19 protein-coding genes and 1 riboswitch are annotated in these 13,764 nt (G+C 70.6%); of the genes, 11 read left to right on the top strand and 8 right to left on the bottom strand.

Annotation, left to right across the window (positions count from 1 at the left end; translation table 11 throughout):
* The first annotated feature begins 49 nt into the window (after positions 1-49).
* A complete protein-coding gene (locus tag AB0I43_RS27750; RefSeq protein ID WP_356974718.1) occupies positions 50-1,006 on the top strand; it encodes an ABC transporter ATP-binding protein in 957 nt (318 codons plus the stop codon).
* The gene (locus AB0I43_RS27745) at positions 1,003-1,851 is read left to right on the top strand and encodes an ABC transporter permease subunit (RefSeq protein WP_356974720.1); all 849 of its coding nucleotides are present in this window, start codon (positions 1,003-1,005) and stop codon (positions 1,849-1,851) included. Before AB0I43_RS27750 ends, AB0I43_RS27745 begins: the two co-directional genes overlap by 4 nt.
* Before the next feature lie 50 nt (positions 1,852-1,901).
* Here AB0I43_RS27745 and AB0I43_RS27740 read toward each other — a convergent pair whose 3' ends face one another.
* The gene (locus AB0I43_RS27740) at positions 1,902-2,495 is read right to left on the bottom strand and encodes a helix-turn-helix domain-containing protein (RefSeq protein ID WP_356974722.1); all 594 of its coding nucleotides are present in this window, start codon (positions 2,493-2,495) and stop codon (positions 1,902-1,904) included.
* Positions 2,496-2,592: 97 nt separating this feature from the next.
* Here AB0I43_RS27740 and AB0I43_RS27735 point away from each other — a divergent pair, with 97 nt between their 5' ends.
* The 4 genes from AB0I43_RS27735 to AB0I43_RS27720 all read left to right on the top strand — a co-directional run bounded on the left by AB0I43_RS27735 (position 2,593) and on the right by AB0I43_RS27720 (position 4,558).
* On the top strand, positions 2,593-3,240 hold the full coding sequence (locus tag AB0I43_RS27735) for an NAD(P)H-dependent oxidoreductase (RefSeq protein ID WP_356974724.1): 648 nt from the start codon (positions 2,593-2,595) through the stop codon (positions 3,238-3,240).
* 1 nt (position 3,241) lies between these two features.
* Positions 3,242-3,562, top strand: coding sequence for a multidrug efflux SMR transporter (locus AB0I43_RS27730; protein ID WP_356974726.1), 321 nt, complete (start codon positions 3,242-3,244; stop codon positions 3,560-3,562).
* Positions 3,563-3,579: 17 nt separating this feature from the next.
* Positions 3,580-4,026: an SRPBCC domain-containing protein gene (locus tag AB0I43_RS27725; RefSeq protein WP_356974728.1), complete on the top strand. Its 447-nt coding sequence runs from the start codon at positions 3,580-3,582 to the stop codon at positions 4,024-4,026.
* A gap of 91 nt (positions 4,027-4,117) precedes the next feature.
* Positions 4,118-4,558 (top strand): OsmC family peroxiredoxin, encoded by a 441-nt coding sequence (locus AB0I43_RS27720; protein ID WP_356974730.1) that lies wholly within the window; start codon positions 4,118-4,120, stop codon positions 4,556-4,558.
* A gap of 47 nt (positions 4,559-4,605) precedes the next feature.
* On the opposite strand, the gene AB0I43_RS27715 is transcribed toward AB0I43_RS27720, so the two are convergent.
* The 4 genes from AB0I43_RS27715 to AB0I43_RS27700 all read right to left on the bottom strand — a co-directional run bounded on the left by AB0I43_RS27715 (position 4,606) and on the right by AB0I43_RS27700 (position 6,662).
* The gene (locus AB0I43_RS27715; protein ID WP_357432844.1) at positions 4,606-5,103 is read right to left on the bottom strand and encodes a hypothetical protein; all 498 of its coding nucleotides are present in this window, start codon (positions 5,101-5,103) and stop codon (positions 4,606-4,608) included.
* 35 nt (positions 5,104-5,138) lie between these two features.
* Positions 5,139-5,912, bottom strand: coding sequence for a CbtA family protein (locus AB0I43_RS27710; protein WP_356974733.1), 774 nt, complete (start codon positions 5,910-5,912; stop codon positions 5,139-5,141).
* On the bottom strand, positions 5,903-6,097 hold the full coding sequence (locus tag AB0I43_RS27705; RefSeq protein ID WP_356974735.1) for a CbtB-domain containing protein: 195 nt from the start codon (positions 6,095-6,097) through the stop codon (positions 5,903-5,905). Before AB0I43_RS27705 ends, AB0I43_RS27710 begins: the two co-directional genes overlap by 10 nt.
* 28 nt (positions 6,098-6,125) lie before the next feature.
* Positions 6,126-6,282, bottom strand: a riboswitch (cobalamin riboswitch).
* A 68-nt stretch (positions 6,283-6,350) separates the two neighbouring features.
* Positions 6,351-6,662: an antibiotic biosynthesis monooxygenase gene (locus AB0I43_RS27700; RefSeq protein ID WP_356974737.1), complete on the bottom strand. Its 312-nt coding sequence runs from the start codon at positions 6,660-6,662 to the stop codon at positions 6,351-6,353.
* Between the two features lie 108 nt (positions 6,663-6,770).
* On the opposite strand from AB0I43_RS27700, the gene AB0I43_RS27695 reads away from it, so the two are divergent.
* Positions 6,771-7,511, top strand: a complete 741-nt coding sequence (locus AB0I43_RS27695) for an alpha/beta hydrolase (RefSeq protein WP_356974739.1) — start codon at positions 6,771-6,773, stop codon at positions 7,509-7,511.
* On the opposite strand, the gene AB0I43_RS27690 is transcribed toward AB0I43_RS27695, so the two are convergent.
* On the bottom strand, positions 7,508-8,374 hold the full coding sequence (locus AB0I43_RS27690; RefSeq protein ID WP_356974740.1) for an A/G-specific adenine glycosylase: 867 nt from the start codon (positions 8,372-8,374) through the stop codon (positions 7,508-7,510). The two genes, AB0I43_RS27695 and AB0I43_RS27690, sit on opposite strands and share 4 nt — an antisense overlap.
* A 96-nt stretch (positions 8,375-8,470) precedes the next feature.
* Between AB0I43_RS27690 and AB0I43_RS27685 the strand changes: the two genes are divergently transcribed.
* Together AB0I43_RS27685 and AB0I43_RS27680 are read left to right on the top strand one after the other, a co-directional pair.
* Positions 8,471-9,094 (top strand): carbonic anhydrase, encoded by a 624-nt coding sequence (locus tag AB0I43_RS27685; protein ID WP_356974742.1) that lies wholly within the window; start codon positions 8,471-8,473, stop codon positions 9,092-9,094.
* A 103-nt stretch (positions 9,095-9,197) separates the two neighbouring features.
* Positions 9,198-9,866, top strand: coding sequence for a hypothetical protein (locus AB0I43_RS27680; RefSeq protein ID WP_356974744.1), 669 nt, complete (start codon positions 9,198-9,200; stop codon positions 9,864-9,866).
* Here AB0I43_RS27680 and radA read toward each other — a convergent pair.
* Both radA and AB0I43_RS27670 read right to left on the bottom strand, forming a co-directional pair.
* Positions 9,863-11,284 (bottom strand): DNA repair protein RadA, encoded by a 1,422-nt coding sequence (gene radA / locus AB0I43_RS27675; RefSeq protein WP_356974746.1) that lies wholly within the window; start codon positions 11,282-11,284, stop codon positions 9,863-9,865. The genes AB0I43_RS27680 and radA overlap by 4 nt on opposite strands.
* A gap of 85 nt (positions 11,285-11,369) precedes the next feature.
* Entirely contained in the window at positions 11,370-12,059 is a 690-nt protein-coding gene (locus AB0I43_RS27670; protein WP_356974748.1) for a hypothetical protein, read from the bottom strand.
* Positions 12,060-12,479: 420 nt separating this feature from the next.
* Between AB0I43_RS27670 and carD the strand changes: the two genes are divergently transcribed.
* Positions 12,480-12,968, top strand: a complete 489-nt coding sequence (gene carD / locus AB0I43_RS27665) for an RNA polymerase-binding transcription factor CarD (RefSeq protein ID WP_040686206.1) — start codon at positions 12,480-12,482, stop codon at positions 12,966-12,968.
* Positions 12,969-12,971: 3 nt separating this feature from the next.
* The gene (gene ispD, locus AB0I43_RS27660) at positions 12,972-13,763 is read left to right on the top strand and encodes a 2-C-methyl-D-erythritol 4-phosphate cytidylyltransferase (protein ID WP_356974750.1); all 792 of its coding nucleotides are present in this window, start codon (positions 12,972-12,974) and stop codon (positions 13,761-13,763) included.
* Position 13,764 lies beyond the last annotated feature (1 nt).

Raw genomic sequence — 13,764 nt, 5'->3', positions numbered from 1 at the left:
TCGCCGCGCGGCGGATGTGGCGGCGCTCGGCGTGGCGGATGGTCGAGTCATGAACAGAGCAGCACCCAGCGACTCCCGCGAACGCGGCGGACCCGCGGCGGCCCGGCAACGGGATCCCGTGGTGGTCACCCAGGGATTGACCAAGCGCTACGGCGCCCACACGGCCGTCGACGGCGTCGCCATGCGCGTCGAATCCGGCGAAATCTACGGCTTCCTCGGTCCGAACGGCGCGGGCAAGACGACCACGTTGCGCATGCTGGTCGGCCTGATCCGCCCGAGCGCGGGCACGGCGTCGGTGCTCGGCTGCGCGCCGGGCGATCCGGAGGCGCTGCGGCGTATCGGCGTCCTGATCGAGGGTCCGGGCTTCTACCCCTATCTGTCCGGTCGCGACAATCTGCGCGTCCTGGCCCGGTATCGCGGGCTCGGGGCGGCGGCGGTCGAGGAAGCCCTGCACCGGGTCGGCCTCGCCGACCGGGCCGACGACAAATTCCGCACCTACTCCCTGGGCATGAAGCAGCGCCTCGGCGTCGGCGCGGCCCTGCTCGGCGGTCCCGATCTGCTGATCCTGGACGAGCCGACCAACGGCCTGGACCCGGCGGGCATGGCCGAGATGCGCGAGCTCATCACGGCGTTGGCCGGCGACGGCCACACGGTGCTGTTGTCGAGCCACATGCTCAGCGAGGTCCAGGAGATCTGCGATCGGGTCGGGGTGATCTCCGGCGGCGTGCTGCGCACCGAGTCGACGGTGGCCGAATTGCGCGGCGGGGCTTCGCTGTTGCTGCGCGCGGAGCCACTGGAGCTGGCGTTTCCGGCGGTGCGCGACGCCCTCGGCGGTGCGGCGATGCTGACGGCGGGCGGCGTCCGGATCGAGGCGGGCCCGGACGCCGCGCCGCGGGTGGCGCGCGCGGTCGTCGGCGCGGGCGCGGATCTGCTGGAGCTGCGCGTCGACGAGAAGTCCTTGGAAGAAGTGTTCTTCGAATTGACCGAATGGGAGACGGCGCGATGAGAGACCTGATGGCCGGTACCCGGGCGGAAATGCTGCGGCTGCGCAAGTGGCCCGCGTTCTGGATCATCCTCGGTACCTGGATTCTGCTGAACCTGACCTTCAGTTACCTGTTCAACTATCTCGACTACACCGGCGCCGAGCGCAGCGCGATGTCGGACGGACTCCCGAAGGACGTACTGCTGCGCCAGCTGCTGCCCGCGGCGGTGCCGGAGGTGTTCACCCAGGGCATGGCCATGTTCGGCGGCGCGCTGATGCTCATCCTTGGTGCGCTGGTGCTGGGCAGCGGCTACGGCTGGGGCACCTGGAAGACCGTGCTGACCCAGGGGCCGTCGCGGCGCACCGCGATCGGCGGCGTGCTGGTGAGCCTGCTCGCGGTCGTCGTGGCCCTGGTCTGCGTCGCCTTCCTGGCCGACCTCGCGGTGGCCTCGGGGATCGCGCTCTCGCAGTCCCAGTCGCTCGCGCTGCCGGGGCTCACCCAGTCGTTGAACGGAATACTCACCGGCACAATGATTCTGGGGATGTGGACGCTCGCGGGTGCGCTGATCGGGACGCTCGCCCGGGGGCCCGCCCTGGCCGTGGGCCTGGGGCTGGTCTGGGTGCTGGTGGTGGAGAACCTGCTGCGCGGGGTGTCGGGCCTGTTCGGGCCGCTGCGAGCCGTGACCGATCATCTGCCGGGCAGCGCGGCGGGCTCACTGGCGGGCGCGATGCGCACCGTGGACGGCCCGGCCACGCCCGGGGTGCTGGAGATTCTGTCGCGCGGCGAATCGCTGCTCGTGCTGGCGCTCTACCTGGTGCTGTTCGCGGCGGGCACGCTGGGTTTGGTGCGCCGGCGCGATCTGGTCTGAGCGGCCTCCGGAACCGCCGGCGGACAGCTGTCCGCCGGCGGTTCGCCGCGTCAGGGGCCGAGTACGGCGTGTGCGAGCCGGGCCAGCCCGGCGGTGATGTCGGCCCGGCCGAGGCCCCGCGCCCGTTGTTCCAGATAGACCTCGGCCGCGAGCGGCGCGAGCAGCGGTTCGAGCAGCGACTCCGCCTCGGGCACGTCGGCCGCGCGCAGCAGTGCGGCCACGTGGGCGCGCCAGAACCCGTACGCGCCGGTGCCGAACCGGGCGCTGCCGGTCTCCGCGCCGAGCACGAGATGCGCGTGACCGTCCAGCAATTCGGCCATGGCGGCGTAGAAGGCCGCCAGCCGCGCGCCGGGTGACGCTCCCGGGCCCAGGGGCGGGGCGCCGCGCAGCAGGCCCTCCTGGATGACCCGCTCGTGCTCGTCGAGCAGCGACACCGCGACGGCCGCGACGGTCGGGAAGCGCCGGTACAGCGTGCCGCGGCCGACGCCGGCGGCCTTCGCGAGGTCGTCCATGGTGACCGTGCGCGGATCGCGGCTCGCGAACAGGTCCGCGGCGGCGGCGAGGATCTTGCCGCGGTTGCGGGCCGCGTCCGCGCGTTCGGGCGGCGCGGCCTCGGCGAGCAGGTTGCGATCCGCTGGGTGCATAGCGCTCACCGTAGCCTCCGGGAATAAGTGGACGCAACGTCCGGTTTGCTCTAGCGTAATCATGAAACGGACACAGCGTCCACTTATGGAGGAACTCATGACCGCCCTGCTGCACCTCGACGCCAGCGCCCGTCCGAACTCCCTCAGCCGCGAGATCGGCGCCGCGTTCGCCGAGGCCTGGCGCGCCGAGCACCCCGGCGGCGACTACCGCTACCGGGACCTCGCCGCCACGCCGCCGCCGTTCCTCGACGCCGCCTGGACCGAACTCTGCGACCGCGTCCTCGCTGCGGGCGCCACCGACCTCGATCGCCTGCCCGAACTCGCCGAGACCCCCGCCCAGCGCGCCGCCTGGGCGATCGTCGAGCCGCTGCTGGCCGAGGTGCGCGCCGCCGAGGTGGTGCTCATCGGCACCCCGATGTACAACTACTCGATCCCGGCCGTGCTCAAGGCCTGGCTGGACCAGATCACCTTTCCGCGAATGTCCTTGGCGGGCACCCGATTCGTCGTGGCCACGGCCCGGGGCGGCGCGTACTCGCCGGGTGCGCCCAAGGAGCGGTTCGACTATCAGGAGCGGTTCCTGCGCGACTTCTTCGCGGGCCACTTCGCCGTCACCGACACCGTGTTCGTCAACGCCGAACTGGCCAACGCGCGCCAGGATCCGGCGCTCGCGCACCTGCGCGCGCAGCACGACGAGTCCTATCGGGCCGCCCTGGCGGCGGCCCGCCGGCTGGGCAAGGAGTATTGAGATGAGCTGGGTCGTCCTCGGCGTCGCCGGGCTGGTCGAGATCCTCTGGTCGCAGAGCATCAAGCCGACCGAGAACTTCACCAAGCCACTGCCCACGCTGCTCTGCTTCGTCCTGGGAGCGCTCGCGGTGTATCTGCTCTCCCGGGCGATGCAGACGCTGCCCGTCGGCACCGCCTACGCGGTCTTCACCGGCATCGGCGCGATCGGCGCGATCGGCTTGGGCGTCGTGGTGCACCGGGACCCGCTCAGCGCGGGCCGGATGCTGTCGCTGGCGCTGATCCTGGGCGGGATCGTGCTGGCCCGGGCCACCAATCCGGAGTGATGAGTAGGGTCGGTCGAATGGATCAGCCAGTTCGGATACCGGACCTGTCCGACCGACCCCACCAGCTCACCGTCGAACGGGTGATGTCCGCGTCCCCGGGCCTGCTCTACGCGGCCCTGACGCAGGGCTTCGACATCTGGTTCGCCGCGCCGGGTTCGGTGCGGATGACGCCCGCGGAGGGCGAGCCGTTCTACTTCGAAACCGACGTCGAGGGCACCCGCCACCCGCACTACGGCCGGTTCCTGCGCCTGCGTCCGGAACGCCTCGTGGAGTTCACCTGGGTCACCGGTCCGGCGGGCACCGAGGGCGCCGAGACCGTGGTCGGCATCGAGTTCGTGCATCAGCCGCGCGGTATCCGACTTCGCCTGCGGCACTCCGGTTTTCCGAACGAGGCCGCGCTCGAGCGGCACCGGGCGGCGTGGCCGGCGGTGCTGGAGCAACTGGACCGTCGCACCGCGCCGTGAGCCGCGCACCGCGTTGTGCGACATCGCCGCGCGGGCCGATCGCGGCGAGTAGTTTCGTTGCGACGGATCGAATCTTCTCGAAAGGACCGTGATGCCAACACGTACCGCGCGCACCGCCTGGACCGGCGGCCTGCAGGACGGCTCCGGGCAGGTCGACCTGGCCAGCTCCGGCGTCGGCAAGTTCGACGTGTCGTTCCCCAAGCGCTCGGCCGACGATGCCGACGGCACGACCAGCCCCGAAGAGCTGATCGCCGCGGCGCATTCGTCCTGCTTCGCGATGGCGCTCTCGGCGCAGATCGCCAACGCGGGCGGCACCCCCGAAAGCCTGGACGTGACCGCCGATGTCACCCTGGGCCCGGACGCCGCGGGCGGCTTCCGGATCAGCGACATCAAACTGACCGTGCGCGGGCGGGTCTCGGGCCTGGACGCCGCCGGGTTCGCCGCCGCAGCGGCCGCCGCCAAGGCGGGCTGCCCGGTGAGCAAGGCGCTGGCGGGCGTCGACAACATCTCGCTCGACGCGGCCCTGGCGTAGCCACGGGCGGGGTTCCGCGCGGGCCGGTGGCGCGCGCGGAACCCTTGTCAGGCCCGGAAATAAGGCCGCGCGGTGCGGTGGTACATCGCGGGAATCGCGACCAGCACCGCCGCCACGTGCAGGACGCGGAAAGTCGCGATGCCCACGCCGCTCGCCGTGATCCCCTCGACCAGATCGGCCGCCTCGTCGGCGGCGAGCACGGCGCGGATCGGTTCCACCAGCAGCGAGGCCAAGCCGAGCACGCCGATCCCGGCGGTCAGCGCGACGCGGGCCCAGCGGTCGCCGTAGGTCATCCGGATCGCGACCGCCAGCACCACCAGGTAGAGCACGCCGCGCAGGGCAAGGCCGACCGCCAGGTCGCCCAGATCGACCTCGGAACGCTCCAGCAGCAGCGCCGCCTGCGCGAGGGCCTCGGCGACGCCGGCCAGCAGGGCGACGACGAGCGCACCGAAGGCCAGCGCCACCGCGCGCGGGGCCCGCGCGGGCGCGCGCAGCGGCGCGAGCGAAAGATTTTCGGGCCAGAGCGAAAAGGCAGTGCCGGTCATGTCACCGACACTGCCTTTCACCGTGTGAACGGGAATCACCCCGCCGTAGCAACCTCTTCCCGTACGGGAGAGCTAGAGCGCGTGGCGAATTCGGTCAGCGCGGCGAAAACCAGGCCCAAGCAGGCCCACAGGGTCGCGGACACCGCGAGCGAGGACACTCGGAACTGCCACAGCAGACTCGGCGGGAAGTCGGCCTTGACCTCGTCGACGCCGGGCAGCGCGATGTACCCGATGGCCACGATCAGCACGAACGCCGCGACGCCGCCGATCAGCCGGACGCTGTTCAGCTGCGTGCGCAGCAGTTTGTAGACGAAGGCGCCCGCGCCGACCGCGACCAGGCCGAGGACGACGGCCGCCACCCACAGCCAGGTGCGGTCGTTGATCGTCTCCGGGTCGCCCACCGCGGGTGGGTTCGCCGGATATTTGAAGAACGGCACCGCGACGATCGCGGCCCAGCCGCCGAGTGCCAGCGCGATCGCGAAGACAGGTCCGGCCAGTGCTGTGTGCCGCCGCGCGAAGTGGGCGACCGCGCCGAAGATCGCGCCGAGCGCGAGCCCGGCCAGACCGAGCGCGAGGAACTGCCCGGCCTTCTGACCGGTGCGGCTCACCAGGGGCTCTTCCTCGTCACCGTGCGAATGCCCGCCCGCGGCCGGGTTTTCCGCCGCCGCGGCGGCCTCCTCGATCGCGATGGCCGCCTCGATCTTCGGCTCACCGACGAAGTAGCCCACCGTGGCGGCCAGCAGGCCGGCGATCAGACCGGCCAGCAGGCCGCGCAGGAGCAGAGCTTTCAGGGAACCGGTCAGTGGCACGGAAGCCCCAGCAGGTGGCGTCCGTCGTGCATCAGCTCATGCATGAACATCCCGCTGCGCGAGATGGCCCCCTGGTCGAACCCGACCAGGTAGAGCGTGAGCAGTGCGAGCAGAACGACACCCACCGTGACGAGCACGGTTGCCAGCGAATCGGTGGCGCGGGCGGGGGTATGCGCGATGGCCATGAGTTCCTCCTACGGGATACGCGTCCCGGGTGGTCCGTGCGATGGGTGCCGGTGTCTGGCTTCCCGGCACCTGGGCACACCCGGTGCGTGGATCACAGTGGCGCGACCGCTCCGGCTTCACACCGGATTACCGCATCACCCTCGCGTCTGTCTCTCGAAGAGTGACAGGCGTGGGCAGGTGCCGTCAACACGCGTATCCGCTATCTGGGAATGCCCGGCGCGCCGCAGCGTGCCGGGCATTTCGCCGAGGCACTCAGGACTTGGGGGAGACGTCCATGACGACTTCGAACTCCAGCAGCGCGGCCCCGGTCGACACCGGCTTCTGGTCACCGCTGCCCGCGTGCGCGGCCCGCGCCGGCCCGTCGCGCCAAGCGGCGAAGGAGTCTTCGGAATCCCACTGGGTCACCACGAAGTACCGGTTGTCGCCGGCGACCGGGCGCAGCAACTGGAATCCGAGGAACCCCGGCGACCCTTCCACCGCGTGCGCGCGGTGGGCGAACCGCTTCTCCAACTCGGGGCCCGCGCCCTCCGGAACCTCGATCGCGTTGATCTTCACAACAGCCATGAGGCGAGTCTATTTGCGGCGTGCGCCCAGCGCCCGGAGACGGTGGCGCAGCGGGACCACGGAGGGCGTAGCGAGCGCCGCGGATTCGGATAATGCAGAATCTGGGCGGTGTTGTACGACGAAGGCGGAGCCGGGACGCCGATCCTGCTGCTACATGGCTTGATGGGCAGTGCGCGCACCTGGGGCGATCACCTGGATTGGCTGCGCGGATACGGGCACGTCTACACCTTCGACGCGGCCGGGCACGGCCGGCCCGCGCCGGAGGAGTTGACCACGGAGGCCTTCGTCACCGACCTCACCGCCGCCACCGTGAGCATCGCCGAACCGATGGTGGTGATCGGGCACTCGATGGGCGGGCTGCACGGCTGGGTCTTCGCCGCCCAGCATCCCGAGCGGGTCCGCGCGCTCGTCGTGGAGGACATCGCGCCGGATTTCCAGGGCCGCACCGCCGCGGACTGGGCCGCCATGATCGAAGCGTGGCCGCAGCCGTTCCCGGACGCCGACGCGGTGCTGGATTTCTTCGGACCGGTCGCCGGTCGCTATTTCCTGAACTCCTTCGAGCACGGCCCCGACGGTTACCGATTACACGGCTCGGTCGCCACCTTCCGCGATATCTCCGAGGAGTGGGGCGGCCGGGACTTCTGGACCGAATGGCGCGCGGTGCGCGCGCCCGTCCTGCTCGTCGAGGGCGAGCACACCATCACCCCGCCGGGCCAGATGCGCGAAATGGCCGCGCGCAACCCGAATGCCGAATACCGGCTGATCCCCGACGCCGGGCACCTGGTGCACGACGATCAGCCCGAGGCGTACCGCGTGGCAGTCGAGGCATTCCTGCAGCGCGTGCTCTAACCCTCGCCCGCCAGCGCGAACAGCCCGTCCGCGGTCTGCTCGATCAGTCCGTCGACCAGCAGCGAGTCCAATGCGCGGTCGCGCTGACCGGGATCGCGGGTCCAGGCCAGGTCCAGGCGCACCCGCTCGACCGGGCCGGTGGCGGCGCGCAGCACGTCCAGCAGCCGGCCGCGCGCCTGGCGGTCGGTGCCCTCGTATTTCTGCACCCGGCGCACGAAATCCGAGGCGGGCCGCCCGGCTTCGACCCAGGCGCAGCGCGGCAGCGGGCAATTCGCGCACTGCGGATTGCGTGCCGTGCACACGGTCGCGCCGAGTTCCATCAGCGCGGCGGAGAATTTCGCGGCCCGGTCCACGGCCAGGGGCAGCAACGCCTCGGTTTCCGGCAGATCCCGGGACGACGGATTGCCGGCCTCGGCCCGCCCGTGCACCGCCCGCGCCACCACGCGACGAACATTGGTGTCCACCACCGGAACCCGCTGCCCGTAGGCGAAGCAGGCGACCGCGCGCGCGGTGTAGGCGCCGATGCCGGGCAGCCCGAGCAGCACGTCGACCTCGGCCGGCACTTCGTCGCCGTGCTCGTCGGCCAGCACCCGCGCGCACTCGTGCAGGCGCAGCGCCCGGCGCGGATAGCCGAGCTTGCCCCACGCGCGCAGCACCTCGGCCTGCGAGGACGCCGCCATGGCCGAGGGCACCGGCCAGCGCGCCACCCATTCCAGCCAGATCGGCTGCACCCGCACCACGGGGGTCTGCTGCAGCATGATCTCGCTCATCAGGATCTGCCAGGCCGTGACGCCGGGCCGCCGCCACGGCAGGTCACGTGCGGTCTCGGTGTACCAATCCAGCAACACCTCAGCGTCGATCACTTCACCATCCCTGCCGCGCCGCGGCGAGTCGATATTTGCCGCGCTGTAACGCAGCGGACTGGTTGGTAACCCATTGCCTTGTGCACAATGGACGCTATGCCTGATTCCAATCCGATCAGCGCCTGGAAGTCTCTGCGCGAAGGTAACGAGCGTTTCGTCGGCGGAACGCTGTTGCATCCTAGCCAAGGGGCTGCCGACCGGGCCAAACTCGTCGAAGGACAGCACCCCTCCGCCATCCTGTTCGGCTGCGGCGATTCCCGCGTCGCCGCCGAACTGATCTTCGACCAGGGGCTCGGCGACATGTTCGTCGTGCGCACCGCGGGTCACGTGGTGGACAGCTCGGTGCTCGGCTCGATCGAATACGGCGTCGCGGTACTGAACGTGCCGCTGATCGTGGTGCTCGGCCACGACAGCTGCGGCGCGGTGAAGGCCACCATCGACGCCCTCGACGGCGGCGCGGTGCCGGGTGGATTCATTCGCAGCATCGTCGAGAAGGTCTCGCCGTCCATCCTGCTCGGCCGCCGCGAAGGGCTGGCCACGGTCGACGAACTCGAGGCCAGGCACGTGGTCGAGACCAGCCGGCTGCTCGCCGAACGCTCCGCGATCATCGCCGACCGGGTCGAGAAGGGCGAGCTCGCCATCGCCTGCGTCACCTACAAGCTGGCCGAGGGCAAGGCCAAACTGCATCGCGTGGTCGGCAACATCGGCGAATCCGCCTGAGCAGGCCGAAGCGCCGGATCTTCGCTGACGCGGCAACCGGTCTCGCCTCGACACGCCGAGGTCGGAGAGACCGGTTGCCCAGCGCTGCCCTTACCTTTGAGTAGTGCTGGAACCGAATGGACCGCTGCCTCCGGAGATCTACTGGCGTCGTCGCGTATTCGCCATCGGCGTACTGGTCCTCGCGGTAGCGCTGGTCATCTGGCTCGCGGTGATGATCGCCCGCGGCGGCAATTCGCCCGGTGACGCCGCGGCGGCCGCGGTCAGCACCGCTCAGTCCGCCAAGAAGTCGGGCGAGACCAAGCCGCCGCTCACCACCGACGCCGCGGCCGCCGGCACGCCTTCCTCGGCGGCGCCGAGCAGCGCGACGCCCGTCGCGCAGGGCCAGTGCTCGGATCAGTCGCTGGCGGTCAAGGTGACCGTGGAGCAGCCGACCTACAAGTCCGGCGAACAGCCGGTGTTCGGCATCGTCATCACCAACATCTCGGCGACCGCGTGCTCGCGCGACGTCGGTTCGGGCCTGCAGCAGATCTCGGTGTACTCGCTGGACGGCCAGAAGCGGCTGTGGTCGAGCACCGACTGCTACCCGACCGGGCAGCCCGACGTGCGCACGCTGAACCGCGGCGAGCAGGCCGCCTTCCAGGTGACCTGGTCCGGATCCACCTCGCAGCCCAACTGCGCGGGCGCCCGGGTGCCGGTGCAGTCCGGCGCGTATTCGGTGGTGGCGCAGCTGGGTTCGGTGCGCAGCGCGGCCGAGCCGTTCAACATCGCCTAGAACGCGGGCACCGTCTCGGGCCGCGGCTCCTTCTTGACGGCCTTGCGCCTGCCGCGCGGTATCCCGGTGACCCGGATGGCGGCGCTGAGATCGGCCACCTCGTGCAGCCGCATCTTCGAGCCCTTCGGCCGCTCGGTGCCCGGCGGCACCACCGCGTCGGTGAAGCCCAGCCGCTCGGCCTCGGCCAGCCGGCGGCCGATGCCCGTCACCTTGCGCACCTCGCCGGCCAGGCCGACCTCGCCGAGGATCACCCAGCCCGCGGGCAGGGCCTCCTCGGCCACCGCGCTCGCCAGCGCCAGCGCGATCGCCAGATCGGCGGTGGGCTCCACCAGCCGCATGCCGCCCACCGTCGCCGCGTACACGTCGTGCTTGCCGACGAAGACCTTGGCGCGGCTCTGCAGCACCGCCAGCACCATGGCGACGCGGTTGTAGTCCAGGCCGCTCACCGCGCGGCGCGGCTGCGGGATCTCGGTCTCCACGGTGAGCCCCTGGACCTCGGCGACCAGCGGCCGCTTGCCGTCCATGGCGACCGTGACGGCGGTGCCGGACACCGACTCCGTCCGGTGGTGCAGGAACAGCCCGGACGGGTCATCGATGCACGCGATGCCGTCCTCGTGCAGTTCGAAGCAGCCCACCTCGTCGGCGCTGCCGAAGCGGTTCTTGATGCCGCGCAGCATGCGCAGGGTGGAGTTGCGGTCGCCCTCGAATTGCAGCACCACATCGACCAGGTGCTCGAGCGTGCGCGGGCCGGCGATGTTGCCGTCCTTGGTGACGTGACCGACCAGCAGCACCGCGATGCCGCTGGCCTTGGCCAGCGAGGTGAGCGCGGAGGTCACCGCGCGCACCTGGGTGGTGCCGCCGATGACGCCGTCGACCTCGGGCGCGAGCATGGTCTGCACCGAGTCGACGACGAGCAGCGTGGGGCGCACCTGCTCGACGTGGCCGAGCAGGATCGACAGGTCCGATTCCGCGGCCAGGTACACGCGCTCGTGCACCGCTCCGGTGCGATCCGCGCGCAGCCGCACCTGGCCCGCCGATTCCTCGGCCGTCACGTACAGCGCCGTCTCGGTGCGCTGGCTGGCCCAGCGGTAGGCCACCTCGAGCAGCAGCGTGGACTTGCCGACCCCGGGCTCACCGGAGAGCAGCACCACCGAGCCGGCCACCACGCCGCCGCCCAGCACCCGGTCCAGCTCGCTGACGCCGGACGAACGGGCTTGCGTGACAGTGGAATTGATCGCCGAGATGGGCGCGGCCGCGGTGCTGGGCAGCATGGCCCGGCGGGCGGGGCTCGCGGCGGCGGCCGAGACCACCACCTCGTCCACCGAGCCCCAGGCGCCGCAATCGGGGCACTTGCCCACCCATTTGGCTACCTCGTGCGAGCAGGCGGAGCACCGGAAGATCGGCTTGGTCTTGGCCACACGCGCACCTTACGGAGCCGCACCGACAAAACGAAGGCCGCCGCACCCGGGATGCGACGGCCTTCGAGAGCTCGGGAGCGGGGGATCAGTGCCCGCCGCCGCCGTGGCCTTCCTCGGCCGGGCCGGACTTGTCGCTGACCTCGCGCTCGGCGTGGGCGGCGTCGACCGGCACGTCGACGACCACGGTGCCGTTGTTCTTGAAGTTGAACCGGACCTTGTAGGTCAGGCCGGGGCTGACGTCCTTGGTCAGCCCGGTGATCTCGATCTGCGCGGGGGTGGCCGCGGGGTCGTCGGCGGCCGGCTTGGCCGTGCTCGTCGGGGCGGCGGTGCTGGTCGGGGCGCCGTGCGAGTCGCCCTCGTGGGTGTCGCCGCCGTGCGAGGCGGCGGCGGTGCCGGCCGGGGCGGCGACGAGCACGCTCTGCTGCGGCTTCAGCACGATGGTGGACTGCCCGGCGGGCGGGGTGATCTTGACCGGGCCCAGGTCGGTGTCGACGCTGGTGAGCTCGTCGGTGACGGACTCGCTGATGTTGACGATCGAGAGCGCGATCAGCGCCTTCTCGCCCTTGACGTTGGTGTAGCCGTTGCCGGGGAACACGATGTGCACATTGCGCAGCGCGATCTTCTCGACGTCGGCGCTGTTGCCGTTGATCGCGGCGACCTGGTCGGCAGTCTGCGAGATCTGGCCCGCGCTACAACCGGCCAGCGTCAGGGCCGCGCTCGCGGCGAGTGCGGCTACCGCGACCATGCGACGGTTCACAGCATTCAGGGCAGTCACGGGTTGTCCTCCATGTCCGATCATTTCGAGCGACCTGCAAGCAGTCGCCAGCGGCCGGCCTCACTCCGCTACAGAGAGTAGTAGGGCAGAAGCGTAGTAGCTGTGTCCACACCGCCGAATGTCGGGTTGTGTTGCGCCGATGACTCCGCGCACGAACCGTTTGCCGCGCCCGGGCGCCGGGCATCCTTTGGATAACGGTTCGCTACCTCCGGATCCGGTTGCCGTGCGGCTGCCGGAAGGGTTCAGGGGGCTGGGCGGGGAATGTGCGTGCGGATATCTTGTTGTGGCACAACGTAATGCACACCGTGTCCGTTCTGTCAACCCCCGGGTAATGCTCGTTGTGGCCCTGACCTGCACAGTTGATCGCGCCGTTACCGAGTCGCATGTTAAACTGTGAACATCGAAAGGGGCACGGGACACATGATTTTTAAGGTCGGAGACACCGTCGTTTACCCCCACCACGGAGCGGCGCTGATCGAAGCAATCGAGACTCGCACCATCAAGGGTGTGCAGAAAGAGTATCTGGTCCTAAAGGTCGCACAGGGCGATCTGACGGTTCGCGTTCCTGCGGAGAACGCCGAATACGTCGGCGTGCGCGATGTCGTCGGCCAGGAGGGTCTCGACCGAGTCTTCCAGGTGCTGCGGGCGCCGCATACCGAAGAGCCGACCAACTGGTCGCGCCGCTACAAGGCCAACCTGGAGAAGCTGGCCTCCGGCGATGTGAACAAGGTGGCCGAGGTCGTTCGCGATCTATGGCGCCGTGAGCAGGATCGCGGGCTGTCCGCGGGCGAGAAGCGCATGCTGGCCAAGGCGCGTCAGATCCTGGTGGGCGAGCTCGCGCTCGCCGAAGGCACCGATGACGGCAAGGCCGAGACGCTGCTCGACGAGGTTCTGGCCGCAGCGTCCTGACGTGTGAGCACTGATAATTCCGACAACGGCGCAGCCGTCGTTGCCTTGGTTCCTGCCGCCGGTCGCGGCGTGCGTCTGGGTGAAACCACACCCAAGGCGTTCGTCGAGGTCGGCGGCAAGCCTATGGTCCGACTGGCCGTCGACGGTCTGATCGCTTCGGGGGCGGTCGACCGGATCATCGTCATGGTCCCCGAGGAGCTGGTCGAGGCCGCAGTCGCCCTGCTGCCGGCCTTCGATCCCCGCGGGGGCGCCCGCGAGTCGTCCGCACAGCGCGGCGGGTGTGGGGGATTTCTCCCGCGCAGCGCGGTGCAGGTCGTCGTCGGCGGCTCCGAACGCACCGATTCGGTGCGCGCCGGTATCGCCGCAGCGCCCGACGCCGCCTACTTCCTGGTGCACGATGCCGCCCGCGCGCTCACCCCGCCGGATCTGATCGCCCGGGTCGCCGCAGAGCTGCGCGCCGGGCACGCGGCGGTAGTGCCCGCCCTGCCCGTCGTCGACACCATCAAGTCCGTCGACGCGACCGGCCTGGTCACCGGCACGCCGGACCGCGCCGAATTGCGCGCTGTCCAGACCCCGCAGGGTTTCTCCGCCGAACTGCTGCGCGCGGCCTACGCGCTCGACGTGCACACCACCGACGACGCGGGCCTGGTCGAGCTACTCGGCGCGAAGGTCCGCACCATTCCCGGCGATCCGCTGGCATTCAAGATCACCACGCCGCTCGATCTGCTGCTCGCCGAGAAACTGCGGTCCACCCAGAGCGGGGTTGCCGACCGGGTGACAGGCGGGGTGTCGTGAC

The organism is Nocardia sp. NPDC050435 (assembly GCF_040655395.1).
Taxonomy (GTDB): domain Bacteria; phylum Actinomycetota; class Actinomycetes; order Mycobacteriales; family Mycobacteriaceae; genus Nocardia.
This window is presented reverse-complemented; position numbering and strand designations above follow the sequence as displayed.

Coding starts and splice junctions, on each gene's coding strand:
- AB0I43_RS27740 (WP_356974722.1), bottom strand. CDS start 2,495: ATGCACCCAGCGGATCGCAACCTGCTCGCCGAGGCCGCGCCGCCCGAA.
- AB0I43_RS27715 (WP_357432844.1), bottom strand. CDS start 5,103: ATGACCGGCACTGCCTTTTCGCTCTGGCCCGAAAATCTTTCGCTCGCG.
- AB0I43_RS27720 (WP_356974730.1), top strand. CDS start 4,118: ATGCCAACACGTACCGCGCGCACCGCCTGGACCGGCGGCCTGCAGGAC.
- AB0I43_RS27705 (WP_356974735.1), bottom strand. CDS start 6,097: ATGGCCATCGCGCATACCCCCGCCCGCGCCACCGATTCGCTGGCAACC.
- AB0I43_RS27725 (WP_356974728.1), top strand. CDS start 3,580: ATGGATCAGCCAGTTCGGATACCGGACCTGTCCGACCGACCCCACCAG.
- AB0I43_RS27745 (WP_356974720.1), top strand. CDS start 1,003: ATGAGAGACCTGATGGCCGGTACCCGGGCGGAAATGCTGCGGCTGCGC.
- AB0I43_RS27685 (WP_356974742.1), top strand. CDS start 8,471: ATGCCTGATTCCAATCCGATCAGCGCCTGGAAGTCTCTGCGCGAAGGT.
- AB0I43_RS27730 (WP_356974726.1), top strand. CDS start 3,242: ATGAGCTGGGTCGTCCTCGGCGTCGCCGGGCTGGTCGAGATCCTCTGG.
- AB0I43_RS27735 (WP_356974724.1), top strand. CDS start 2,593: ATGACCGCCCTGCTGCACCTCGACGCCAGCGCCCGTCCGAACTCCCTC.
- AB0I43_RS27700 (WP_356974737.1), bottom strand. CDS start 6,662: ATGGCTGTTGTGAAGATCAACGCGATCGAGGTTCCGGAGGGCGCGGGC.
- carD (WP_040686206.1), top strand. CDS start 12,480: ATGATTTTTAAGGTCGGAGACACCGTCGTTTACCCCCACCACGGAGCG.
- AB0I43_RS27750 (WP_356974718.1), top strand. CDS start 50: ATGAACAGAGCAGCACCCAGCGACTCCCGCGAACGCGGCGGACCCGCG.